The sequence below is a fragment of the Gemmatimonadota bacterium genome, from assembly GCA_041390125.1.
Taxonomy (GTDB): Bacteria; Gemmatimonadota; Gemmatimonadetes; order Longimicrobiales; family Gaopeijiaceae; genus JAGQIF01.
Genome location: JAWKQN010000004.1, coordinates 258,827 through 280,958, shown reverse-complemented (window position 1 = coordinate 280,958; position 22,132 = coordinate 258,827). Strand labels below are relative to the sequence as shown.

The window sequence follows — 22,132 nt, the reverse complement described above, 5'->3', positions numbered from 1 at the left end:
CGCGCCGCACGGCCGGCCCCCGGGCGTTGCCCCCGGCGTGGCGGCGGAGCGAGACTCTGTTGCGGCGACGCCACCACACCGGGGGCGTTCCCCGCCACCGACGGGCCTCCCGTGGCACGGATCCTGTTGCGTCGGCGTGGGTTTCGTCGAGGCCGGACCCCCGGCCGGGCTCCGGCCTCGAACTTGACCTGTGGCACCCGCGTTCCCCGCTACCGCGGGGGGAGAGGCCGTACGTCGGATCGGAACGTCCGACCGGACGTCGGACTACAGGAGACGGGTCGCTCCAACCGGCCACGGGTCCATCTGCACGGAGGATTGCAGCGAACATGACCAAGCACGGGGCCTTCGCCCTTCTGGCGCTCCTCGTCGGCACCTGGCTCGCGCCCACGGCGGCGTCCGCCCAGAGTCCGGCCCTCGCGGCGCAGATGGGCGGCCTGCAGCTCTCGCGGAGCGACCTCGAGACGCTGCTCGAGCGCAACCGCCAGGTGGTGGGCTCCTCCGCCTACTCGGGCTCCATGCGCGAGCGGGCACGCAAGGACATCGAGATGATCCTCCAGCGGCTCGACGAGGGCGACTTCCGCATCGGCGACCGCATCGTCCTGCTCATCGAGGGCGAGTGGCCCACCGCCGACACCTTCGTCGTCGAATCCGGCCCGCAGATCACGCTGCCCATCCTCGGCGTCATCCCGTTGAAGGGCGTGCTGCGCGCAGAGCTCGAGGAGCATCTCACCACCGAGCTCGCGCGCTTCATCCAGCAACCGATCGTCCACGCCGAGTCGACCATCCGCCTGATGATGACGGGACAGGTCGGCAGCCCCGGCTTCTACAACGTGCCGTCCACGCTGCTGGTGGGAGAGGCGCTCATGCGCGCCGGCATCCAGCAGACGTCCAACCTGGACGGGGTGCGGATCACCCGCAGGGAGGTGGACCGCGAGGTCGACATCTGGGAAGGCGACGCCCTGCAGGACGCGCTCGCGCAGGGCATGACGCTCGACCAGATGAACCTGAGGGCAGGAGACCAGTTCGTCGTGCCTGCCAAGGTCAGCTCCGCCGTGTGGGGGCGGGTGGCGCGCGGCGCAATCGTGCTGGGCAGCTTCCTGATCTTCGGCGTGCGCATCTTCTTCTGACGTCCACGCACGGATCCATGCCGCACATCCTGCACGTGGCCGGCGCTCGGCCCAACTTCATGAAGATCGCGCCGATCGTCGACGCTTTCGGTCGGGATCCCGACTTCCGGCAGACGCTGGTGCACACCGGCCAGCACTACGACGAGGCCATGTCCAAGGTCTTCTTCGAGGAGCTGGGGATCCCGCGGCCGGACGTCGATCTGGGTGTGGGCTCGGGGTCCCATGCGGTCCAGACCGCGCGTGTGATGATCGAGTTCGAGAAGGTCGTGTCCGAGACGCGTCCGGACCTCGTGCTGGTCGTGGGCGACGTGAACTCCACCGTGGCCTGCGCGCTCGTGGCGGCCAAGTTGGGGATTGCCGTCGCTCACGTCGAAGCGGGTCTCCGCTCCTTCGATTGGGGCATGCCGGAAGAGATCAACCGGGTCGTGACGGACCGGCTCTCCGACCTGCTGTTCACCACGGAAGAAAGCGGCAATCGCAACCTCGCCGCCGAAGGCGTTCCCGCCGACCGCGTGCATTTCGTCGGGAACGTGATGATCGACACGTTGCTGACGCACCGCGACCGCGCCCTGGCCACGGGCATCACGCAACAGCTCGACGTCGCGCCGGGCACCTACGGCGTGGTCACGATGCACCGGCCGTCGAACGTGGACCGGGAGGAGACCCTGGCTCCGATCGTCGAGGCGCTGGCGGAGGTGGCCCGCACGCGGCCCGTCCTCTTCCCCATCCATCCCCGGACGCGCTCGAACCTGGAGCGCTTCGGCCTGGCGGACGCGCTCGGCGGCGTACGCCTGTTGAGCCCGCTCGGCTATCTCGAGTTCCTGGGACTGGTCGCGCAGGCGGGCTTCGTGCTGACCGATTCCGGCGGCATCCAGGAGGAGACGACCGTGCTCGGCGTGCCGTGCCTGACGGCGCGGCCCAATACCGAACGACCGATCACCGTCACCCATGGCACCAACCGGCTCATCGAGCCGACCCGTGACGGGATCCTCGAGGCGGTGGCCGACCTGGGCCAGCGTGCGAAGGGAGCGACCCGCGCGCCGGAGCTCTGGGACGGCCACGCGGCCGAGCGCATCGTGGCTCGCGTGCGCACCTTCTTCGAGGCCCGCGCAGGGGCACCGGCCGGCCGCTGATCGGTCGCGCCGTGCCCCGCGTCCGTCAGCGGGTCAGGCGGGTCCGGGCAGGTCGCGCTCCGGTCGGATGCGGTAGAGCGCGAACGGTCCACTGCGCCGGACCAGCTCGAAGCGCTCCGGCGCGTCGACCACCAGGCGGCGCCACTGCTCCACCGAGGCATCCACCTCCCCGTCGAGGCTCCCGACCACGGCGTGGGTCAAGCCGAGGCTGGCCACCTCCGCGTAGACGGCCTCGTCCGTCGGGGCGCCCGCCAGCGGCGCAGCCGGCACGCCGGTCTCCCAGATGAGCGTGCGCGACTTGTAGAACGCCACGCGCACGGGCGCTCGCTCCGCTTCGGCGCGCACGGCCGCGAACATCGCCTGCACGTCCGCATCCTGCGCGATCGGCCGGGGGCCGGGACCGGCCACGACGCGCGTCAGCGTCAGGGCCACGAGGACCGACGCGACGCCGACCAGCGTCCGGCGCGCCCGAGCCGGCGACAGACGCGCGCGCAGCAGAGCCCAACGCACGCCCTCGACCATCCCGTAGGCGATGACCGGCGCGAGCGGCCACAGGTAGCGACTGGCGCGGAGCGACAGCAGCAGGAGCATCGCGATATAGGCGAAGACCAGCAGCACGCCGAAGCTCCGCCAGCGACGCGCGCCCCACAGCAGCGTCCCCAGCGCCATCGGCACCGACGCCAGCACATGGTACGCCTGATTGGCGAGCTTCCACGGGAACGGATAGAGCTGTAGCTCGAACGCGCCGCGGGAGTAGACCGCCAGGTTGTTGCGCAGGCCCCCCAGCGCCGGTCCGGTCTCCATGGGCCGCGCCGGCCGGGCGCGCGCCGCGCGCACCGCGTCCAGGACGTACTGGGGCGGCGGCGGGATGCGGCTCGCGCCGAAGACCGCGAAGACCCACCCGAACGAGACCGCGGAGGCCGCTCCGGCGAGGAACGGCTTGATGCCGTGCCGCCGCCAGTTCAACAATCCGAACGCGAAGAAGGCGGGCACGAGCGGAAGCGCAGCGATGCGGTAGAGCACCGCGGCCACCGCCAGCGCGGTCAGCGCCACCGTGCGCGGCCAGCTCCACGCCGCTTCGGTGTCCGCTCCGAACGCCACGGCCCAGAGCAGCGCGCAGAAGACCAGATCGGGGCCCGGCGTGGCCATCGCCTCCAACTGGATGAGGGCAGCCGCGGTGATCAGCGCCACGAGCGCTCCCCCCACGGGCTCCAGGCGCGCGAAGTAGGCCCCGGCCAGGCCCACGAAGGCCAGCCCCCCCACGAGCGAGAGAAGGCGGGGGATCCAGTCAGCGCGGCCGAACAGGGCGAAGAAGGGCGCCACGGTCAGCGGATAGCCGGGGGACTGCACCGGAGGCCCCACCCCCCACTGGAGCGGCGAGAAGATGTAGCCGGTGTCCGTGTAGGGCCTCCCGTCCACCAGCGCTTCGGCGTGGAGGAGGTACTGGGCGTAGTCGTCGGCCGTGGACGCGGGGCCGCGCAGGGCGTGCCAGGTCCCGAAGCCCAGCAGCAGGGCAAGGGTCACCAGGGCGAGGCGTCGGGCCGCGCGGCGCGCCTGCTCCGGATCCGGGTGCTGCGACATCCACGCTCCTTCCTGGGGGCGGCGGGCGCCGGCGGGGGGCCCGGGGTCGGTCCGGGGACCCGCCGGAATGGGGGGTACGAGACTTGCGACGAGGGTTCGCCGCAAGGAGCAGGCCCCCGCATCCCGCATCCGATGGATCCGAAATCCGACGCATCCCCACGACTTTCCGTCGTGGTCCCCTTCGTGAACGGCTGGAGCGACCTCGAGGGCTGCCTCGACGCCCTCGCGGCCCAGGACGTCCCGCTCGAGGTCCTCGTGGCCGAGCGGCACGGTGGGGGTATGGCCGAGCGCATCCGGGCCCGTTTCCCCGAGGCCGTGGTCCTGTCGGCCGCTCCGGGCACCACGATCCCCGATCTGCGCGCGCTGGCCTTCGACGCCGCCCGCGCGCCCGACGTGGCGGTGATCGAGGATCACGTGATCGTACCGGTGGACTGGGCGCGCCGGCTCCTGGAGGAGCGGGCGCGGGGATCGCGCGTGGTGGGCGGGGCCGTCGCGAACGTCGCCACGGACAGCTGGGTGGACGAAGCCGCCTTCCTCTGCGAGTACAGCCACCTGCTGCCACCCATCCCCGGGGGCCCGGTCGACGGTGTGACCGGCAACAACACCATCTACGACCGGGCGCTCCTGGAGCAGCACCGCGACGTCACGCACGCGGGCCTCTGGGAGAACCACCTGCACGACGCCATCCGCGCGGATGGCGTGGCGCTCGTGTGCCGGCCCGACATCGTGGTCGGCCACAAGATGCACTACTCGGTCGGGCTGTACCTGTCCCAACGCTACCTCTACTCGCGCTCCTATTCGGGGGCGCGGGCACAGGGCGCGCCGCTGCCGCGGCGCCTGGCGCTGGGCGCGGCGTCCATGGCCCTGCCTCCGGTGTTGTTGTACCGGATCGTCCGGCGCTGCCTCGACAAGAACGTGGATCGTGCGCTGTTGCTGCGCTCGCTCCCTCTGCTGGCGCTGTTCGTGTGCGGCTGGGCGTGGGGCGACGTCGTGGGCTCCTGGTTCGGACCCGGCGACGCGCTCTCCCGGATCCGCTGAACCGCGTTGCCCAGGGTCCTCATGCCGCCGATATTGAGCCGTGATCTCCGAGTCCCCCAGACCGAGGCTCCCGTGACCCAGGAACTCGATCGCATCCCACCGTCGCTCGCGCTCGCGTTCGCGCCGTTGCACAAGCGCGCCCTCGGCACGGCGATCGGGCTGGCGTGCGCGCTGGTCCTGTTCCTCGTCACCGCGCTCTATCTCGTCCGACAGCCGAGCCCGGGCTTCGACCTGTGGCTGCTGAACCAGTACTTCTACGGCTACACCGTCACCTGGCCCGGAGCCGTGGTGGGCGCTGCCTGGGGCTTCCTGGTCGGCTTCGTGGTGGGCTGGTTCACGGCCTTCGTCCGCAATCTCGTGCTGGCGGTCTCGATCTTCGCCGCTCGCACGCGCGCCGAGATGACCGCCACCCGCGACTTCCTCGACCACATCTGATCATGGCGGAGAGAACCCTGCACGTGACTACGCAACCGGACTCCCAAGCGCTCGAGGTCGCGCTGCGGAAGCTGAACGCGCGAGCCTGGGGCTGGGCCTTCGGGCTGATGCTCGGCTTCGGCCTCTTCTTCGCGACCCTGTTCCTGGTCCTGAAGGGCGGCGCCAACATGGGCCAGCACCTGAACCTCCTGGGCATCTTCCTGCCAGGCTATTCGGTGTCCTGGGCCGGAGCCTTCATCGGCTTCATCTACCTGTTCGTGCTCGGCTACGGGCTTGGACGCCTGGTCGGGACGGTCTACAACAAGCTCGTCGGCTCCTGACCCGAGCGGCGCGCGCACCCCGGGGACGCCCTCAGTCGCGGAAGGCGTCCCGCGCGACCCGGACCGCGTTGGCCATGAGGGTGAACGTTCCGTTCTTCGCCGGAAGGAACGGGAAGCCGATCCCGTCGACCAGATAGAGGTTCTCGATGTCGCGGCTGCGTCCGTCGGGCGTGCTGGTCCACGGCGCCTCCTCCCGCGTCATCGGAAGCAGACCGGCATAGTGCACGCTCGCTCCCATCGGGCGCACGTGGACCTGGCGCCGCGGTGCGAAGCAGCCCAGCGCGCGTAGCGCTTTGCGGACGCGCCCCACCGCCCGTTCCATGCGCTCCGCCTCCCCGGTCGGCGGACGATACTCGATCTGCAGCACCGGCTGTCCGCTCTCGTCGATGTCCCCCAGCCGGACGCGATTCTCCGGACGGCGGGTGTCGTGGAAGTTGACGTTGACCACCCCGAGCGCCGCGTGCAGCAGGTTGACGATGCGCAGGCCGCTGGCCAGGCCCACCGGGAGCTGCTGGGCCACCGGGTGGAGCAGCGCCGTCTTCAGCGTGGTGATCTGACAGTGCACGTAGTGCCGCGGATCGGCGGCCGTCAGACCCATGCCCAGCAGATGGTACTGGTAGGTCCGCGGCTCGTACGCCTTGCCCAGCATGGCGGGGCTCATGAACGGGACCAGGACCTGCCGGTTGTCCATGAGACCGCCGAGGGCCGGAGCCCGCCCGTCGCGGGCCTGGATGGACCGCAGGAAGATGCGGGCGCTCGACAGCGCTCCTGCGGCCAGGGCCACCCGGTCGGCCGGGATCCGGACCGGGGCTCCCGTGGCCAGCTCGACACCCACGAGGGCACGGGGCCGGCGGCCGTCCAGCTCGATGGCGTCCACCCGCACGCCACCCCGGTAGGTGAAGCTCCCATAGCGCCGGCACTCGGCCAACGTGGCCGAAGGCGTGTACAGCGCACCCGTCGGACACCCCCACAGACACCGACCCAGACGGGAGCAGGCGGGCCGGCCCGCGTGCGCCCGACTCAGCGTCGCGACCCGCGTGCGCCCCACCCAGCATCCCATCCGGTTCAACCGTTCCCGCTTGCGGTCGTAGGCGCGCAGCAAGCGCTCCGAGTGCTCGTCCAGCGGCAGGGGGTCCTGGAGGTGGCCGTGCACGGGAAAGAAGCGTGAGAGGTCGTCGACGTCCCCGCTGACTCCGATGCGTTGGGCCACCTCGTCGTATGCGGACTCGAGCGCGGAGACCGCGAAGGGGAAGTCGGAGAGCTCCGCCGCGTTGAGCGGGTAGCAGCCGGCCGTCCACGTCTCGGCCAACCCCCCCTGCGCGTACGAGAAGAGCGCATCGAAGCCGCGGCTCTCCACCTCCAGGCCGGGGGGGCGGCGGAAGATGTAGTCCTTCCCCGGAGGGAATCCATAGAACTCGCTGTCGTCGTCGGGAAGCACGACGCCCTCGAGACCCGCTCCCAGGAAGTAGCCGGCCGGATCCGGTAGCTGCTCCTTCAACTCCACGAGCCCGAGCTCGGGCGCGACCGGCGCCGGGGCCGGGTGGCCCACGTCCACAAGCGTGACGCGCACGCCGCGCTCCAGGAGCGTACGCGCAAAATGGACGCCGCTCGGCCCGGAGCCCACCACGATCACGTCGCTCATGGGCGCGATCTCCGTTCGCGCAGGTGGACAGGACCGAAGCGGAGGAGCGCGAGCCCGAAGCGCACGCCGGCGGCGACGCCGGTGGTGACCAGTCCCAGCACCGCCGCCGCGATCCCGGGGCCGCCCGCTTCGAACACCCGGTGATGGGGAGGCAACGTCTCGGCGAGCGCGTACAGGAGGACGAGCTTCCGCCGCAGGAGCCCACGCCGATCCAGCAGCGCCGCGTACGCATCCGCCTGCCGGGCGCCGGCCACCGATCCCCGCGCCGCCGACAGCAGCGCCCGGTCGAGGCGGCTCGGCGTGACCGCGAAGGACGGATGGGCATGGCCGGCGACGTAGGCCTCGACCAGGGCCGGCGTCGGCTCCGCGCCGGTGAGCGCGCGGCAGAGCATCGCGGCCTCGGCGGTCAGCGCCTCGTGCCCGCTCACGCCACGAGCGCCTCGGTCAGGGTCGTGTCCAGCGGGCGGAGCCGACCCACGCGCTGCTCGGTCCAGGGATGGGGCTCGGCCACCGCGTCCTCCACGAACGAGAGCAGCTGGGCGGGCGTCACGGGCGCGCGCGCGCCCAGGACCCGGGCCGCGAGGCCCACGCCGGCCTGGACGGGCCCCAGTGGGATGGGGAGTGCCGGTGCCCCGCCCCGCCCCGTGGTCCGGCGGATCCGGGTCAACAACGCGCGCATCGTCAGCGTCTCCGGCCCCCCGACCTCCACCACGTCGCCCAGCGGACCCGACTCGAGGGCGTCCAGGAGAAGCGCCGCGAGATCCCGGGCGTCGACCGGCTGGAGTCGGGCCCGGCCGCCACCGAGCAGGGGGACGACCGGAAGGCCGGCCAGCGCCGCCAGCTTCTGCAGGTTGGGCGCTCCCCGCCCCAGCACGAGCGTGGGCCGCACCACGGTCCACGCGAGGCCGGAGTCGCGCACCCGGTCCTCCGCGATCTGCTTGCTGCGCGCATACGGGTAGCGGTCCAGCCCGGCGAAGCGCACCGCGATCGTGGAGACGAAGACGAACCGGGGAACGCCGACGCGGGAGGCGGCCCCCAGCAGGGCCTCGGTGCCGGCCACGTTGACCTGTGTGTAGACCGCGTCGGGCGCCGCTCCCGTCCGGGCGGCCAGATGCAGCACGGCCTCGCAGCCCTCGAGAGCGGCCCTCCACGTGTCGGGGCGCTCGAGCGCTCCACGCACCCACACCACACCGGGGTGGGGGGGTCCGGGCTCGCGCGCCAGCACCTGCAGGGTGTGGCCCGAGCGGGCGGCCAGATCCAGGACGGCCCGGCCCACGAGGCCGGTCCCTCCGGTCACGAACACGGTGGCCACGTCCGCCGTCAGCCGACCACGTGGGGCTGGGGGCGTGCCGGTGCGGACCCGGGCTCCAGGTTCAGACGCTCGGCCACGACGTACATGGGCCGCGGTTTGATCTCGTTGAAGATGCGGCCGATGTACTCGCCCAGGATCCCGAGACAGATCAGCTGCACGCCGCCCATGAAGAGCATGGCGACCATGATGGTGGCCCAACCCTCCACCGTCACGCCGAAGGCCTTCTGCACGAAGACGCTGGCCAGGTAGAGGAACGCGAAGGCGGAGGCCGCATACCCCAGCCAGGTGGCGAGCTTGAGCGGCACGGTGGAGAACGACGTGATGCCGTCCAACGCGAACTTGAGCATCTTGCCGACGGGATACTTGGTGGCCCCGGCGAACCGGGCCTCCCGGCGATACGGCACCCCGATCTGGCGGAAGCCGACCCAGCTCACGAGGCCCCGCACGAAGCGGTCCTTCTCGCGCATGGTGCGAAGCTCGAGCACCGCCCGACGGCTCATCAGCCGGAAGTCCCCCACGTCGACCGGGATCTCGATCTTGACCAGGCGCTTGAGCAGCCGGTAGAACACGGCCGCGGTCCACAGCTTCAGGCGGGTCTCCCCTTTGCGGTCGACGCGCTGGCCGTAGACCACGTCGTAGCCTTCCTCCAGCCGCGCCACCATCTCCACGAGCACTTCGGGCGGATCCTGGAGATCCGCGTCGATGACCGCGACCGCGTCGCCGCTGGCATGGTCCACGCCAGCGGTGATGGCGATCTGATGACCGAAGTTCCGGGAGAAGCGGAGGACCTTCACCCGTCCATCGCGGCGCGCCAGGTCCTGGAGGAGGTCGAAGGTCGCGTCGCTGCTGCCATCGTCCACGAACACGAGCTCGAGATCCCAGTGCTCGAGGGGAGCCAGCGCTTCCGTGACGCGTGGGAAGAACGCCGGCAGCACGGCCTCCTCGTTGAAGACCGGCACGACCACCGACAGGACGCGGCGGTCGGCCTGCTCCCGATGGGATGCGGCCCGGATCCTCGTGGTCTGGATGTCGGCACTCATCTGCGTCCCTCTCGCCTGCCGGGGGCCCCTCCACCCGGGCCGGGCCCCGTCCGTCCGTCGGGCACCTTCACGTTAGCGGGCCGGGGAGCGCGACGCGATGTGCTCCAGCCGGCGCCACATCCACCAGACGCCTCCGCATACCGTCACGAGGAGCACGATCGGCAACCATGCGCTCGAGATGACCGGCGCACCTTCCGGTCGGGTCATGCGCAGGACCGTGAGCCAGGGCAGCTGCACCCCGTCCTGGAGCAGGAGCTGCCAGGACTGAAGCGCGGCCTCCCGGACCGAGGCGATCACCCAGGAGTGGATGAGCGCCAGCCCCGCCAGCACGGCGACGACCTGCCGGGGCATCCGCTCCAGATGGTCGACGGCGGCCAGGAACACGAAGGGAACCAGCGGGAGCAGGTAGCGGAAGCCCGTGTTCCACTGCATACGCGAGTACTGGTTCGCCGCGCAGAAGATCAGGTAGGCGAGCACGAATCCGAAGACGAACCAACGCTCCGCGCGGGGCAGGACGAGGCGGTCGCGGGCATACCACCAGGCCGGCACGAAGCCGAGCAGCAGGAGCGGCGCGAAGGGGAACATGCCCCATTCCAGCGAGAACAGGTTGAGCCAGAAGAGATCGGGCGCCGGCCACGCGAACCCACGCCAGCCCTGATCGGTGTAGTTGACCTCCGGCATCCAGTACTGGCCGGGCAGGAAGGGGTTGCCGAACATCGCCCACTGCGAGAACAGCAGGAACAGGACGGGGGGCACGCTACCCAGCACGAACGGGATCGACTCCGTGAAGGAGCGCACGAAGCCCACCTCCCTCCAGCGCACGCCCACCAGGTAGCCGTAGAGCGCGAGCAGCGGGATCACGCCGCTGTAATCGGAGGCCAGCGCGATCCCGGCCAGCACGCCCGCCCATACGCGACGATCGAAGGGCGCCGGCGCACCGGGCTCCCGAGGCCACATCAGCCAGAACGACCCGAAGGTCGCGTACATGGTGACCATGTTGTGGCTGAGGGCCGAAGTGCGGAAGAAGATGGGCGTGGCGAACCCGAAGAGGAGCGCGTAGGCCGTGGCCCGCCCTCGGGTCACGCCCCGCGTCAGCAGCATCTGGAAGAACAGCACGACCATGAGCGCCGACAGCGGCGCCATGAACAGGGCCGTGGTGATGGCGGTGGCGCCGCCGAAGCGCAGGTCCAGGCCGCGTTGGGTCACCGTCTCGAAGAAGGCCTTGCGGTTGGGGTGGTGCTCGTACGTGCGGTACTCCCCGACCGGGGCTTCGCCGCTGGCCAGGTCGCGCTGCCGCATCCGCTCCAGCACGTCCAGGGGTGCGTCGAAGAGATAGAGCGGCACCGCCGCGAACAGGGCCGCGATGACGTTGTTTCCGATGTAGGCGTGTCCGTCGGTATGGACGAAGATGTCCGAGTGGAAGCCGGCGTATTCGTCCACCCGCAGGTCATGGTGATCGACGAGGGAGAACGCCGGGTAGTGCTCCCGCTCCACGTTGGTGGCGAAGAAGGCGCTGAACAGCACCCAGGCCGCCAGGAAGAGCTGGACGGCCCGGCGTGAGCCCAGGTCCACGCGATTCAGGGACATCAGGCACTCCGTCCGGTTGCGGTTCCCGTGGCCTCGCCGAGGCACCACGCGGTCAGGAAGAGCAGGATGGCGGGGGTCGCCGCCAGGAACGGCCCCAGCGAGCGGCCGTTCCGCTGCAAGCGCTGCCCCAACAGCCGTGCCCACAGCACCAACGGCAGCACCGGAGCAGCCAGCGTGTGCAGGGCGCGGGCTGTGAGCGAGCCCGTGCGCGCCCGCGTGTACCCGAAGACGCGTCCCCAATGGAAGCGTTCGGACAAGCCGGCCGCGAAGCCGAGGCTCCCACGTCCATGTCCCACGACCACGGTGGGATCCAGGACCAGCGGTCGACCTTGCTCCTGCAAGGCCCAGTGCACGACCGTCTCGTGATAGCGGTCCTCCCAATGCGAGCGGGTCGCCTCCAGCGCCGGGCGCGCGTAGGAGACGTTCACGTCGCTCACCCAGGCACGGGGCCCGGCTGCGAAGGGAAGCTGGTAGCGGCCGTAGTCGCAGAAGTAGACGGCCCAACCCAGCATCCCCTGCACCGCCGGCTCGACGGCTCCGCCCACGGCCCCGGCGTCCGCCCGGCCGTGGGCGCGCATCACGCTCCGGGCCCAGTCGGGGCGAGGCACCGATCGATCCTCGAGAAGCGCCACCACCGCGCCGCTGGCCTGCGCCAGCCCGGCGGCGCGCCGGCGGTCGTACAGGGCGTGGCGCTCTCCCTCGTGGGTGGCGGGCCCTGCGTCCGGGAGCGCCACCGCACGCACCCCGGCCCGTCCGGCCACGCGGGCCGGAACGTCCGGCACCGTCGGGTCCCAGGGAACGAGGACCTCCAGCACCGGCGCGTCCACCTGCTGCGCCAGGGCGTCCAGGCAGCGCTCCAGCACCGCCCCGCTCTCGACCACCGTCACGACCACGGACAACTCCACCGGACCCATCCGGATGTCAGCGCACCACCGCGGGCATACGGCCCAGGGCCGGCAGCTGCACCGCCTGCCGGGTCTCGGTGCTCGCGCGGACGGCGGCCGCGATCTCCACGGCCCGCAGACCGGCATACCCGTCCGCGAGCGCCACGTCCGCGTCGCCCTGCAGGCGTCGCAGCAGATCCGCCAGCTCGTCCTTGAACGACAGGAGGGCGGTGGACGTCCAGCTCTTCAGCTTCTCGCGCACCATGATCTCGGGGTAGTACTTCTTGATCTTCTTCCGTGGCGCCCCCGGCCGATCGTGCGTGATCAGCAGGTTCTGCATGGGCGCGTAGAACCCACGCACCATGCCCAGATCGCCGTACGCCTCGACGTAGAAGCCGTAGCCACGCCACTCGTTCCAGGTGGCGAGGTACCAGACCGGCACGCCCTCGGGGCTCCGGAAGACAGCGACCGCATCATCCTCCGAGCCGTCCACCTTCCAGACCCGGTTGGACATGACCCCGTAGACGTCCGTGATCTCGCCCACCACGTACCGGGCCAGATCCGTCATGTGGATCCCGACGTCCATCATGGCTCCACCGCCCGAGTCCGGAGCCTTGTACTGCCAGTCGGCGCGGAAGTTGTGCAGGCCATCGTGCCCACCGAACACCCGCACGTGCTGCAGCTGGCCGATCTTCCCCTCGTCGACGGCCTGCTTGAGGAACTTCATGGACGGGTAGTACCGATGGTTGAACCCGACCGCGAGCACCCGACCCGCCTGCTCGGCGGCCTCGACGATGCGGCGACAGGACTCCACGGTGTTGGAGAGCGGCTTCTCGCACAGCACATGGACGCCCGCCTCGAACGCGAGCACGCACGCCTCTTCGTGATGGTGCACCGGGGAGGAGACGATCAGCACGTCCAGACCCTCGGCGAGCAGCGCCTCCAGGGAGGGCATCACGCGCCCGCCCGTGCCCTGCACCGCGGCCTCGGCGGCCTCCCGCGAGGGATCGAACACGCCGACCAGGTCCGCCCCGGGCTGCTCGTGGACCGACTGCGCGCGCAGGCGACCGATGACGCCCGCTCCCACCACTCCGAACCGCATGACGACTCCTTTGTCGATTTGTGCTCAGGCGAGCGTACCCGCCAACGCAGGAGCGGCGCCTTGGCGTCGCCCCAGCAGGAATGCGATGAGCCCGCCGACGAGCCCGCCGCTCAGGATGACGGCCTGGAAGACCAGTCCCGCCGCGAAGGCCAGGACGGGTGCGACGCCGAACGGCGCCAACAGCGCCGACAACGCCGCTTCACGGATCCCGATCCCTCCCTGGGTCACCGGGATCAAGGCCGAGATCTTGGCCATGGGCCATGCGAAGAACCAGGCGTGCAGGGCGATGTCGATCCCGCAGGCGTGGCCCAGCCATGCGTTCAGGCACACCAGCGCGGCTTGCAGGCCCAGCCCCAACGTGAAGGCCGCGGCCACCTGCACCGGCCGCCGCGCCAGCTCCCGCACCGCCCCCCGCAGACGGGCGAGGATGCGGCGGAGCCGGAACGGGAAACGACGCGCGGGCAGGAGCAGGATCGCCACCACACCCGCCACCCCGGCAAGCGCTCCCAGCCCGGCCAGCCACCAGAAGATCGTGCGGGCCTCGGGACCGAGCGCGCCCGGGATGACGAGCGCGCCCACCGCCGCGAGCGTGGCGAGACCGGCCACGTCGAGCATCCGGTCCAGCACGCTGCCCAGGAGCAGACCCGCCTTCCCGCGTGCCAGGCGGAGCGCCAATCCGGCGCGCACGGCGTCGCCGCCCACCAGGGAGGGCAGGAAGGTGTTGCCGAAGAGACCGTAGTAGTAACAGCGCACGGCGTCCGTGAAGCGGAACCCACCCCCGGCCGCATTGACCATGAGGTGCCACTTGGTGACGCCCAGGAGGTGCAGGCAGAGGTAGACCGCCAACGCCGCCGCCCAGGCGAGCGGGGGGATGCGCCCCAGCGCGTCCTTGAGCTCGTCGAACGGGAGGAACCAGAGCAGCGCGCCGAGGATCGTCACGCTCCCCAGCACCCGGAACGCCAGCCGGCGACGGCCACGTCGGCGGGCGGCAGCCACCTCCGCGGGGCTCACGCCGCTCACGGGGCCTCGTCCGCCAGGCCGTCGGCGGCGGGGCCGCGTTCACCGGGCGCGGCCATCTCCAGCACGCGGATCCGGTAGAGCAGCTCCTCCAGGAGCTTGCGGCTCGAGCTGAGCAGATCCGCCAGCAGCCCGATGAGCAACACCTGGAAGCCCACGATCACCAGGATCGCCGTGAGGATGAGCGACTGGATGTGCCCCGTGCGCTCTCCCGTGACGAAGAAGAACCAGAGGAAGCGCAGCCCGGGGATCAGTCCCGCCACGATGAACGCCACGCCCAGCCACCCGAAGACGCGGAGGGGACGGTACGTGGTGTACGCCCGTACGATCGCCACCGAGGAGGACCGGATGTAGTGGCTCATGGACTTCATGAGCCGCGAGGGGCGGGTCTGCGGATTCACGCGGACGGGAACGAACTCGACCGCCCGCCGGCGCGACCCGGCCTGGATGAGCGTCTCCAACGTGTAGGAGTAGCCGCCGTGCACGATGGTGTGCAGGGCGGCCTCACGCGTGAAGGCGCGGAAGCCGCTCGTGGCGTCGGGCGTGTGCAGTCCGGACGCCTTGCCGATCACCCAGCTCCCGAAGTTCTGGAGGCGACGCTTGATCCAGGAGAAGTGCGCCAGCTCTCCGGGGCGGCGGTCACCCACCACGATCTCGGCGCGTCCTTCGAGGATGGGATCGATCAGCGCCTGGATATCCTCGGCGTTGTACTGGTTGTCCGCGTCGGTGTTGACGATGATGTCGGCGCCGGCACGCACGCAGGTCTCCAGGCCCGCCCGGAAGGCCGCCGCCAGCCCGAGGTTCTTGGGAAAGCGCACCACGTGGTGGACGCCCAACCCCCGCGCCACGGCGGCCGTCTCGTCGCGGCTGCCGTCGTCGACGATCGCGATCTCGATCGTGTCGACACCGCGCAGCGTCTTCGGCAGATCGGCGAGCGTGGGCGGAAGCGTCTCGGCTTCGTTGAAGCACGGGATCTGGATGATCAGCTTCATCGGGCGGGCGCCTCAGTCCTCGACGACGTGGGTCTTGAACACCTCACGATACTCCGCCCAGCGGGCGTCATCGAAGCCCGTGCCGCGCAGGCAGTCCACGGCGGAATACGCCATGTACAGTGCATGGTGCGTGTTGTCGTGCGCGAACAGACCCTGGCGCCCGTAGCTCAGCAGTCCGTCCACACCCTCGACCCACTGGTCCAGCACGCCCAGCGGGACCTCGTACCCGAGCGGATAGATGGGGTAGGCCTGCCGGAGCCGACGGGAACGCACCGCGACCGGCGGACGCGCCAGCGCGAGGCCCGCCGTGGCCATGTCCGCGGCCACCCTCCGGCCCAGGGCCTCGTCGTCCATGCCCCAGACCTCGTCGTCCGGCGAACAGGGGATCTCCGCGCAGAGCACGGTCCGCCCCTTCGGCTCGGTCGAACGGAAGTAGTTCTTGGGCTCCGAGAGGCGTGTGAAGCAGACGTTCTCCTCCGGGAAGTAGTGCGCGTCGGTGGTCGTGAACTGATCCACGTCCAGCGTCAGGTACGCGAGCACCATCGCCCGGTAGTCGATCTGTCCCGCCGCCTCGAGGACCTCGGGAGGGGGAGCCGGGTCCATGATGCGGGCCACGATGGTCACCGGGATGGTGGACCAGACCTGGTCGGCCTCCACGGACACCCGCTCGCTCCCGTTCGAGGCCTCCACGGTCCAGCCGGACCCGTTGCGGGCGAGGCGCTCCACCCGCCACCCGAGCCGCAGGTCCGCCCCCAGGGCCCGGGCCTGGTCGGCATAGGCTTCACTGATCTGCCCGTAGCCCCGCCGCATGTAGTAGTAGCCCCCCTTCCCGGGCGGGCTGGCCAGCCGCTTCAGGAGCTTCTTGAAGGTGCCGGCGGTGACCCGTTTGCGCGCCTGGATGCCGGAGAGCCGCTCCGGCGGCTGCCCCCACATCTTCCGGGCATACGGGAAGTAGAAGTGCTCGCAGATGGTGGGGCCCAGGTTGGCCCGCAGCACGGAGGCGAAGGTCTCCCCCTCGGGCGGCCCGCCGGGGAGCGCCTTGGTGACCATGTCGCGGAAGGCCCCCAGCGCGAACCCCTTGTCCAGGCGCAGGAACAGGTCCAGCGGCTTGAGCGGGAAGTGGAGCCAGCGACCCCGCAGCCGGATCCGACCGTGGCGCTCGAAGAACCCGAAGTCCTCCCCGAGCATGGACTCGATGTCCGCCAGGATGGCCGGATCGCACGCGGCGTGCAGCCGGTGGCTGCCGAAGTCCACCCGTACGCCGTCCACGTCGAAGCTGCCGGCGTTGCCGCCGACCCCATCGTTCTGTTCGAAGAGGACGGCCTGGCCCTTCCCGCTCCGATGGAGCTGATAGGCGGCGCCGACACCGGCCGGGCCTCCGCCCAGGATCACCACACGAGGAACGGTCACGCGCTCGGACTCTCGGGTTCGGGGGTCGCTCAGGCGGCCGCGGCGACGCGGCACCCAGGAGCACATCGCACCGGCCGGGGGCCGGACGGGTGGGGCGGGTGCAACCGATGTGCCGCCCCGGCCGCCGCCCCCACGGAGGGCGCAGCGGCGGGCCGCCGCCGGCCATGCGATTTGACGGGCCCCGCGACGGGACACACAATTTCACCCGTCCGGCGCGCGACCTGAACCCCCGGAGAGACGCCGCCGCCCCGACCCCCGCCTGTTGCGGCCGCGCACCCCGTGTCGCGGTTCCGCGACCGGGCCGGAACCCCGTGGTCGCACCCCTTCTCCGGGCGGATGACCTTTTTCCCGGCGCTTTTTCGCGTCCCTTGCGAGGGCCCCTGGTTGGTCCGGTCCTTGCCCCGCGTCCAGGTCCGTCGGCGGATCGCCCCGAAGGTCCGGAAGTCCCTGCGAGCGAAGAGAACGAGCGTTCATGGCCTCCACACCCCCCCAGGACCCGAACGCCGAGGCGGTCAGCCGCTTCGTCGAGCCCCACCGACCGGGCGACCACACCGTGGTCGTCGGAGGAGGGCCGGCCGGCCTTACCGCCGCCTACCTCCTCTCCAAGCGGGGGTGCCGCGTCACCGTCCTGGAGGGGGACGACATCCTCGGGGGCATCTCGCAGACCGCGGAGTACAACGGCTTCCGCTTCGACATCGGCGGGCACCGCTTCTTCACGAAGATCGAGCCGGTCGAGCAGATCTGGAAAGAGATCCTGGGCTCCGAGTTCATCTCCGTGCCACGGCTCTCCCGCATCCACTATGACGGGAAGTTCTTCGACTACCCGCTCAAGGCCTCCAACGCCCTCCTGGGGCTGGGGCCGTTCCGGGCGGCCGCGATGTTCCTGTCGTACCTCAAGTGGCATTTCCGGCCGTACCCGATCGAAGAGAACTTCGAGCAGTGGGTCACCAACCGGTTCGGCAAGAAGCTCTACGAGACCTTCTTCAAGACCTACACGGAGAAGGTGTGGGGCCTGCCCTGCACCGAGATCCGGGCCGAATGGGCGGCCCAGCGCATCCAGGGGCTGTCGCTCGCCAAGGCCATCCTGTCGGCGGCGTCCCTCAACAAGCGCTCGACCAAGATCAAGACGCTGATCAACGAGTTCCAGTATCCGCGTCTGGGCCCGGGGCAGATGTGGGAGACCTGCGCGGAGAAGATCCGCGAGATGGGCAACGAGGTCCTGATGGAGCACCACGTGGCGGCCATCGAGACCACACCCGCGGAGGACGGCTCGCTCCGCGCCTCGGCGGTACGCGTGAAGTCTCCCCAGGGTGAGATGCGCATCGAGTGCGATCACGTGATCAGCTCGATGCCGCTGCGCAACCTCGTCTGGGCTCTGGACCCGCGGGTCCCGACCGACACGCGCGCCGCAGCCGACGGGCTCCGCTACCGCGACTTCCTGACCGTGGCCCTGATGCTGGACAAGGACGGTCTCTTCCCGGACAACTGGATCTACATCCACACGCCGGGCGTGAAGGTCGGCCGCATCCAGAACTTCAACAACTGGAGCAAGGCCATGGTGCCCATCGAGGGGCATACCTGCCTCGGCCTCGAGTATTTCTGCTTCGAGGGCGACGGGCTGTGGGCGTCCTCGGACGCGGACCTGATCGAGCTCGCGACGCGGGAGCTGGCCGAGATCGGCGTCGCCGAGGGCGCCACGGTCAAGGACGGGTGCGTCATCCGCATGCCCAAGGCCTATCCGATCTACGATTCGGCCTACAAGGGCCACGTGGATTCCATCCGCGCCCATATCGACCCGATCGCGAACCTGCATACGGTCGGGCGCAATGGCATGCACAAGTACAACAACCAGGACCACTCCATGCTCACGGCCATGATGGCCGTGTGGAACATGTTCGGCGCGGAGCACGACATCTGGGCCGTGAACACGGACTTCGAGTACCACGAGGAGCAGCGTCTGGAGGACCCGGAGGAGACGGCGGCCCGCGCCGCCGGCGCGCCCCGGGCCCGCATCGGGTCCCTGCCCCCCTCGGGACCACGGGCGTCCACGCGCAGCGACGGCTCCGGGGCGCGCCTGGCGCACTCCTGATCCGGGCGGCCCGGCCGTGCGCATCGGGGTCGACGCCACCTGCTGGGCCAACGCCCGCGGGTACGGCCGCTTCACGAGGGAGCTGCTCCAGCACCTCGTCGAGCTGCCGTCGGACCACCAGTTCGTGTTCTTCCTGGACGGTGCCTCCGATCCCGTCTTCCACCTGAACGGGCCCCGCACCCGCCGTCACCGGGTGCGGCTGTCCGAGGCCCCCACGCAGGCCGCCTCGGCCGAGGGCTACCGCAGCCCTCTCGATCTGCTCCGGATGACCCGTGCCGTCGCGCGCGAGCCGCTGGACGTGTTCTTCTTTCCGTCCGTCTACACGTACTTCCCGCTGCCGCTGGATCTTCCGGCCGTCACGACCATCCACGACACGATCGCGGAGCGCTTCCCCGAGCTGACCTTCGCCACCCGTCGGGCCCAGGCCTTCTGGAATGCCAAGGTCCGACTGGCGGTCCGGCAGTCGCAGCGCGTCTTGACGGTCTCCGATTTCTCCCGCCGCGACCTCGCGCCCCGACTGGGGATCGACCCGGGCCGGATCGACGTCACGGAGGAGGGCGCGGCCGCGGCCTACGCACCCGGGGCGCCGGAGGCCGTCGCCGCCGCCGCCGCCCGTCAGGGGCTGGGCCCGGACGATCGCTGGTTCACCTACGTGGGCGGATTCAATCCCCACAAGAACGTGGAGGACCTGGTGCGCGCGCACGCTGCGGTCTGCCGCGCCACCCCGCGTCCACCCCACCTGCTCCTGGTGGGCACCGTCGACGCCGACGTCTTCCACGGTTCCGTGGGGTCCATCCGCGAAACCATCGCACGCGAGGGCACCGGGGCGTGGGTCCACTGGACCGGCTTCCTGCCGGACGAGGAGCTGGCCCTCCTGCACACCGGAGCATGCGCCGTGGTCCTGCCCTCGGCCTGCGAGGGATTCGGGCTGCCTGCGGTGGAAGGAGCGGCCTGTGGAGCACCGGTCATCGCGACCACCGAGAGCCCGCTGCCCGAGCTGCTGGAGGGCGGGGGCCGGTTCGTGACGCCTGGAGACGTCGCCGGGCTGACCCGGGCGCTCGCCGACCTGGCGTCCGACCCCGCCCGCCGCGACGCCCTGGGGCGGGTGGCCCGGGCGCGGGCGAACGCGCTGTCCTGGCGTCGCGGCGCCGAGCAGGCGCTCGCCTCGCTGGAGCGGGCGGCGTCGTGAACGGCCTGCGTTTCGCGTTCCTCACGACCTTCTACCCGCCGTACAACTTCGGCGGCGACGGGATCGGCATCCAACGCCTGGCCCGCGGGCTCGTCCGTCACGGCCATCATGTGACCGTGATCCACGATGCCGACGCCTACCACATGCTGAACGGGGGGCCTCCCGGCGGGCGCCCCACACCGGAGGATGGCGTCGAGGTGGTCGCGCTGCGCAGCTCCGCGGGCGCCCTCTCGTGTCTGCTCACGCAGCAGACCGGACGACCGGTCGTGCATGGTGCGCGGATCCGGACGCTTCTGCGGGAGGGGCGCTACGATGTGGTGAACTTCCACAACGCGTCCCTGATCGGCGGCCCCGGGCTCCTGGAGTACGGCGAAGGCGCACTGCGCCTCTACATGGCGCACGAGCACTGGCTCGTCTGCCCCACCCACGTGCTGTGGCGGCACGGACGCGAGCGCTGCACGGAACGGCAGTGCATCCGCTGTCAGCTGCACTACAAGCGCCCGCCCCAACTGTGGCGAGCCACCGGGGCGCTCGAACGGGCCCTCGACCACGTGGACGCCTTCATCGCCGTCAGCGACTTCAGCCGGGACAAGCACCGCGAGTTCGGGTTCCCCAAGGACATGGAGGTCCTCAACTACTTCCTGCCCGACCCGGAGCCGGGGCCGGATCCCGTCCAGGGGTCTTCCCCGCATGAGCGCCCCTACTTCCTGTTCGTGGGACGGCTGGAGAGGATCAAGGGCCTCGACGACGTGATCCCCCTGTTCGAACGCTATCCGGACGCCGACCTGGTGATCGCGGGGGACGGCGAGTACGGCGCGACGCTGCGCGACCTCGCCGCCGACAACCCGCGGGTTCGTTTCCTGGGGCGGCTGGACCACGAGGCGCTGGAACGCTACTACCGCCACGCAGTGGCACTGATCGTGCCCTCCGTGTGCTTCGAGACGTTCGGGATCATCATCATCGAGTCCTTCAAGTACCGGACCCCGGTGCTGGCCCGGCGTCTGGGCCCCTTCCCCGAGATCCTGACCCGGTCCGGGGGTGGGGAGCTGTTCGATTCGGAAGACGAGCTCGCGGCCGCGATGGCGCGACTGCAGCAGGACCCCGGGCGCCGACGGCAGCTCGGGGACGCGGGATATCAGGCCTACCTGACCCATTGGGTCGAATCGGCCGCCATCCCCCGGTACCTGGACATCGTGCGGCGCACCGCCGCGCGGACGGGACACCCCTCGATCGAGCGAGCGCTGGAGGCAGAAGGATGAAGGTCTTCATCACGGGCGGAGCGGGCTTCATCGGCTCCCATCTCTCCCGGGCGCTGATCGAGCGCGGCGACGACGTCTGGATCCTGGACGACCTGTCGACGGGGTCCATGCGCAACATCGAGGATCTGGTCCCCAACCCGCGCTTCCACTACCGCATCGGGTGCTGCACCGACTCCCCCCTGGTGCGCGAGCTCGTCGACATCGCCGACGTCACCGTACACCTGGCCGCCGCGGTGGGGGTGCGACTGATCGTGGAACGGCCGGTGCACACCATCGAGACCAACGTCACCGGCACGGAGGTGGTGCTGGGCGCCGCGGCGGTGAAGCAGAAGCTCGTGGTGCTCGCCTCCACGTCCGAGGTGTACGGCAAGAGCACCCAGATCCCGTTCCGCGAGGACGCCGACATCACGCTGGGGCCCACGACGCACTCCCGCTGGGCCTATGCCTGCAGCAAGGCGCTGGACGAGTGGCTGGGCCTGGCCTATTGCCGCGAGCGCAAGGTTCCGGTGATCCTCTGCCGCTTCTTCAATACCGTGGGCCCCGGACAGACCGGCCGCTACGGCATGGTCCTGCCGAACTTCGCCCAGCAGGCGTTGGCCGGCGAGCCGCTCACCGTGTTCGGCTCCGGGGAGCAGTCCCGCTGCTTCGGGCACGTCCGCGACACCGTCGAGGCCGTCCTGCGGCTGATCGAGACGCCGGCCGCGGTCGGTGAGGTCTTCAACATCGGCTCCGACGAGGAGATCTCCATCCGCGCGCTCGCCGAGCGCGTGAAGGCCGCGGCGGAGTCCTCCTCCGAGATCCGTCTGATCCCGTACTCCGAAGCGTACGCGGAAGGCTTCGAGGACATGCAGCGGCGCGTGCCCGACGTGCGCAAGCTGGAGCGGACCATCGGCTTCCGTCCGCGCACCGGGCTGGACCGCATCATCTCCGACGTGGTCGCGCACGAGCGCGCGCGCCTCGCCACCCCGTGACGGC

At 70.7% G+C, this 22,132-nt stretch carries 20 protein-coding genes; 9 read left to right on the top strand and 11 right to left on the bottom strand.

Going from position 1 to position 22,132, the window contains the following annotated elements:
• The first annotated feature begins 326 nt into the window (after positions 1-326).
• Complete coding sequence (locus R3E98_04520; protein MEZ4422648.1) at positions 327-1,127, top strand: hypothetical protein; 801 nt, start codon at positions 327-329, stop codon at positions 1,125-1,127.
• A gap of 17 nt (positions 1,128-1,144) precedes the next feature.
• Complete coding sequence (gene wecB, locus R3E98_04515; GenBank protein MEZ4422647.1) at positions 1,145-2,260, top strand: UDP-N-acetylglucosamine 2-epimerase (non-hydrolyzing); 1,116 nt, start codon at positions 1,145-1,147, stop codon at positions 2,258-2,260.
• Positions 2,261-2,293: 33 nt separating this feature from the next.
• On the opposite strand, the gene R3E98_04510 is transcribed toward wecB, so the two are convergent.
• A complete protein-coding gene (locus tag R3E98_04510) occupies positions 2,294-3,841 on the bottom strand; it encodes a hypothetical protein (protein MEZ4422646.1) in 1,548 nt (515 codons plus the stop codon).
• 132 nt (positions 3,842-3,973) lie between these two features.
• Here R3E98_04510 and R3E98_04505 point away from each other — a divergent pair, with 132 nt between their 5' ends.
• The 3 genes from R3E98_04505 (at position 3,974) to R3E98_04495 (ending at position 5,634) form a co-directional block, all read left to right on the top strand.
• Positions 3,974-4,879, top strand: a complete 906-nt coding sequence (locus tag R3E98_04505) for a glycosyl transferase (GenBank protein ID MEZ4422645.1) — start codon at positions 3,974-3,976, stop codon at positions 4,877-4,879.
• A gap of 72 nt (positions 4,880-4,951) precedes the next feature.
• A complete protein-coding gene (locus tag R3E98_04500) occupies positions 4,952-5,314 on the top strand; it encodes a hypothetical protein (GenBank protein ID MEZ4422644.1) in 363 nt (120 codons plus the stop codon).
• A 23-nt stretch (positions 5,315-5,337) separates the two neighbouring features.
• Entirely contained in the window at positions 5,338-5,634 is a 297-nt protein-coding gene (locus R3E98_04495; GenBank protein ID MEZ4422643.1) for a hypothetical protein, read from the top strand.
• A 31-nt stretch (positions 5,635-5,665) separates the two neighbouring features.
• Here R3E98_04495 and R3E98_04490 read toward each other — a convergent pair whose 3' ends face one another.
• From R3E98_04490 to R3E98_04445, 10 genes are all read right to left on the bottom strand, one after another.
• Complete coding sequence (locus tag R3E98_04490) at positions 5,666-7,276, bottom strand: GMC oxidoreductase (GenBank protein MEZ4422642.1); 1,611 nt, start codon at positions 7,274-7,276, stop codon at positions 5,666-5,668.
• Positions 7,273-7,704: a hypothetical protein gene (locus tag R3E98_04485; GenBank protein ID MEZ4422641.1), complete on the bottom strand. Its 432-nt coding sequence runs from the start codon at positions 7,702-7,704 to the stop codon at positions 7,273-7,275. The genes R3E98_04490 and R3E98_04485 overlap by 4 nt, the downstream gene beginning before the upstream one ends.
• Positions 7,701-8,588 carry an NAD(P)H-binding protein gene (locus R3E98_04480; protein ID MEZ4422640.1) on the bottom strand — a complete coding sequence of 296 codons (888 nt, stop codon included), beginning with the start codon at positions 8,586-8,588 and terminating at the stop codon, positions 7,701-7,703. Before R3E98_04480 ends, R3E98_04485 begins: the two co-directional genes overlap by 4 nt.
• Positions 8,589-8,596: 8 nt before the next feature.
• Positions 8,597-9,628: a glycosyltransferase family 2 protein gene (locus R3E98_04475; protein ID MEZ4422639.1), complete on the bottom strand. Its 1,032-nt coding sequence runs from the start codon at positions 9,626-9,628 to the stop codon at positions 8,597-8,599.
• Positions 9,629-9,700: 72 nt separating this feature from the next.
• The gene (locus tag R3E98_04470) at positions 9,701-11,215 is read right to left on the bottom strand and encodes a hypothetical protein (protein MEZ4422638.1); all 1,515 of its coding nucleotides are present in this window, start codon (positions 11,213-11,215) and stop codon (positions 9,701-9,703) included.
• On the bottom strand, positions 11,215-12,120 hold the full coding sequence (locus tag R3E98_04465) for a hypothetical protein (protein MEZ4422637.1): 906 nt from the start codon (positions 12,118-12,120) through the stop codon (positions 11,215-11,217). Before R3E98_04465 ends, R3E98_04470 begins: the two co-directional genes overlap by 1 nt.
• Before the next feature lie 16 nt (positions 12,121-12,136).
• Positions 12,137-13,201 (bottom strand): Gfo/Idh/MocA family oxidoreductase, encoded by a 1,065-nt coding sequence (locus R3E98_04460; protein ID MEZ4422636.1) that lies wholly within the window; start codon positions 13,199-13,201, stop codon positions 12,137-12,139.
• A 24-nt stretch (positions 13,202-13,225) separates the two neighbouring features.
• Positions 13,226-14,221: a lysylphosphatidylglycerol synthase transmembrane domain-containing protein gene (locus R3E98_04455; GenBank protein ID MEZ4422635.1), complete on the bottom strand. Its 996-nt coding sequence runs from the start codon at positions 14,219-14,221 to the stop codon at positions 13,226-13,228.
• On the bottom strand, positions 14,218-15,210 hold the full coding sequence (locus tag R3E98_04450; protein MEZ4422634.1) for a glycosyltransferase family 2 protein: 993 nt from the start codon (positions 15,208-15,210) through the stop codon (positions 14,218-14,220). The genes R3E98_04455 and R3E98_04450 overlap by 4 nt, the downstream gene beginning before the upstream one ends.
• A gap of 12 nt (positions 15,211-15,222) precedes the next feature.
• Positions 15,223-16,620 (bottom strand): FAD-dependent oxidoreductase, encoded by a 1,398-nt coding sequence (locus R3E98_04445; GenBank protein MEZ4422633.1) that lies wholly within the window; start codon positions 16,618-16,620, stop codon positions 15,223-15,225.
• Between the two features lie 472 nt (positions 16,621-17,092).
• Here R3E98_04445 and R3E98_04440 point away from each other — a divergent pair, with 472 nt between their 5' ends.
• From R3E98_04440 to R3E98_04425, 4 genes are read left to right on the top strand one after another with little or no spacing between them, the layout of a single operon-like run.
• Complete coding sequence (locus R3E98_04440) at positions 17,093-18,709, top strand: NAD(P)/FAD-dependent oxidoreductase (protein ID MEZ4422632.1); 1,617 nt, start codon at positions 17,093-17,095, stop codon at positions 18,707-18,709.
• Positions 18,710-18,725: 16 nt separating this feature from the next.
• Positions 18,726-19,898 (top strand): glycosyltransferase family 1 protein, encoded by a 1,173-nt coding sequence (locus R3E98_04435; GenBank protein MEZ4422631.1) that lies wholly within the window; start codon positions 18,726-18,728, stop codon positions 19,896-19,898.
• Positions 19,895-21,157 (top strand): glycosyltransferase family 4 protein, encoded by a 1,263-nt coding sequence (locus tag R3E98_04430; GenBank protein MEZ4422630.1) that lies wholly within the window; start codon positions 19,895-19,897, stop codon positions 21,155-21,157. Before R3E98_04435 ends, R3E98_04430 begins: the two co-directional genes overlap by 4 nt.
• The gene (locus R3E98_04425; GenBank protein ID MEZ4422629.1) at positions 21,154-22,128 is read left to right on the top strand and encodes a GDP-mannose 4,6-dehydratase; all 975 of its coding nucleotides are present in this window, start codon (positions 21,154-21,156) and stop codon (positions 22,126-22,128) included. Before R3E98_04430 ends, R3E98_04425 begins: the two co-directional genes overlap by 4 nt.
• Positions 22,129-22,132: the final 4 nt, after the last annotated feature.

Bases quoted from the DNA above. Each gene is read 5' to 3' on its own strand.
- R3E98_04450 (MEZ4422634.1), bottom strand. From the start codon at position 15,210: ATGAAGCTGATCATCCAGATCCCGTGCTTCAACGAAGCCGAGACGCTT.
- R3E98_04440 (MEZ4422632.1), top strand. From the start codon at position 17,093: ATGGCCTCCACACCCCCCCAGGACCCGAACGCCGAGGCGGTCAGCCGC.
- R3E98_04475 (MEZ4422639.1), bottom strand. From the start codon at position 9,628: ATGAGTGCCGACATCCAGACCACGAGGATCCGGGCCGCATCCCATCGG.
- R3E98_04470 (MEZ4422638.1), bottom strand. From the start codon at position 11,215: ATGTCCCTGAATCGCGTGGACCTGGGCTCACGCCGGGCCGTCCAGCTC.
- R3E98_04520 (MEZ4422648.1), top strand. From the start codon at position 327: ATGACCAAGCACGGGGCCTTCGCCCTTCTGGCGCTCCTCGTCGGCACC.
- R3E98_04510 (MEZ4422646.1), bottom strand. From the start codon at position 3,841: ATGTCGCAGCACCCGGATCCGGAGCAGGCGCGCCGCGCGGCCCGACGC.
- R3E98_04425 (MEZ4422629.1), top strand. From the start codon at position 21,154: ATGAAGGTCTTCATCACGGGCGGAGCGGGCTTCATCGGCTCCCATCTC.
- R3E98_04460 (MEZ4422636.1), bottom strand. From the start codon at position 13,201: ATGCGGTTCGGAGTGGTGGGAGCGGGCGTCATCGGTCGCCTGCGCGCG.
- R3E98_04490 (MEZ4422642.1), bottom strand. From the start codon at position 7,276: ATGAGCGACGTGATCGTGGTGGGCTCCGGGCCGAGCGGCGTCCATTTT.
- R3E98_04505 (MEZ4422645.1), top strand. From the start codon at position 3,974: ATGGATCCGAAATCCGACGCATCCCCACGACTTTCCGTCGTGGTCCCC.
- wecB (MEZ4422647.1), top strand. From the start codon at position 1,145: ATGCCGCACATCCTGCACGTGGCCGGCGCTCGGCCCAACTTCATGAAG.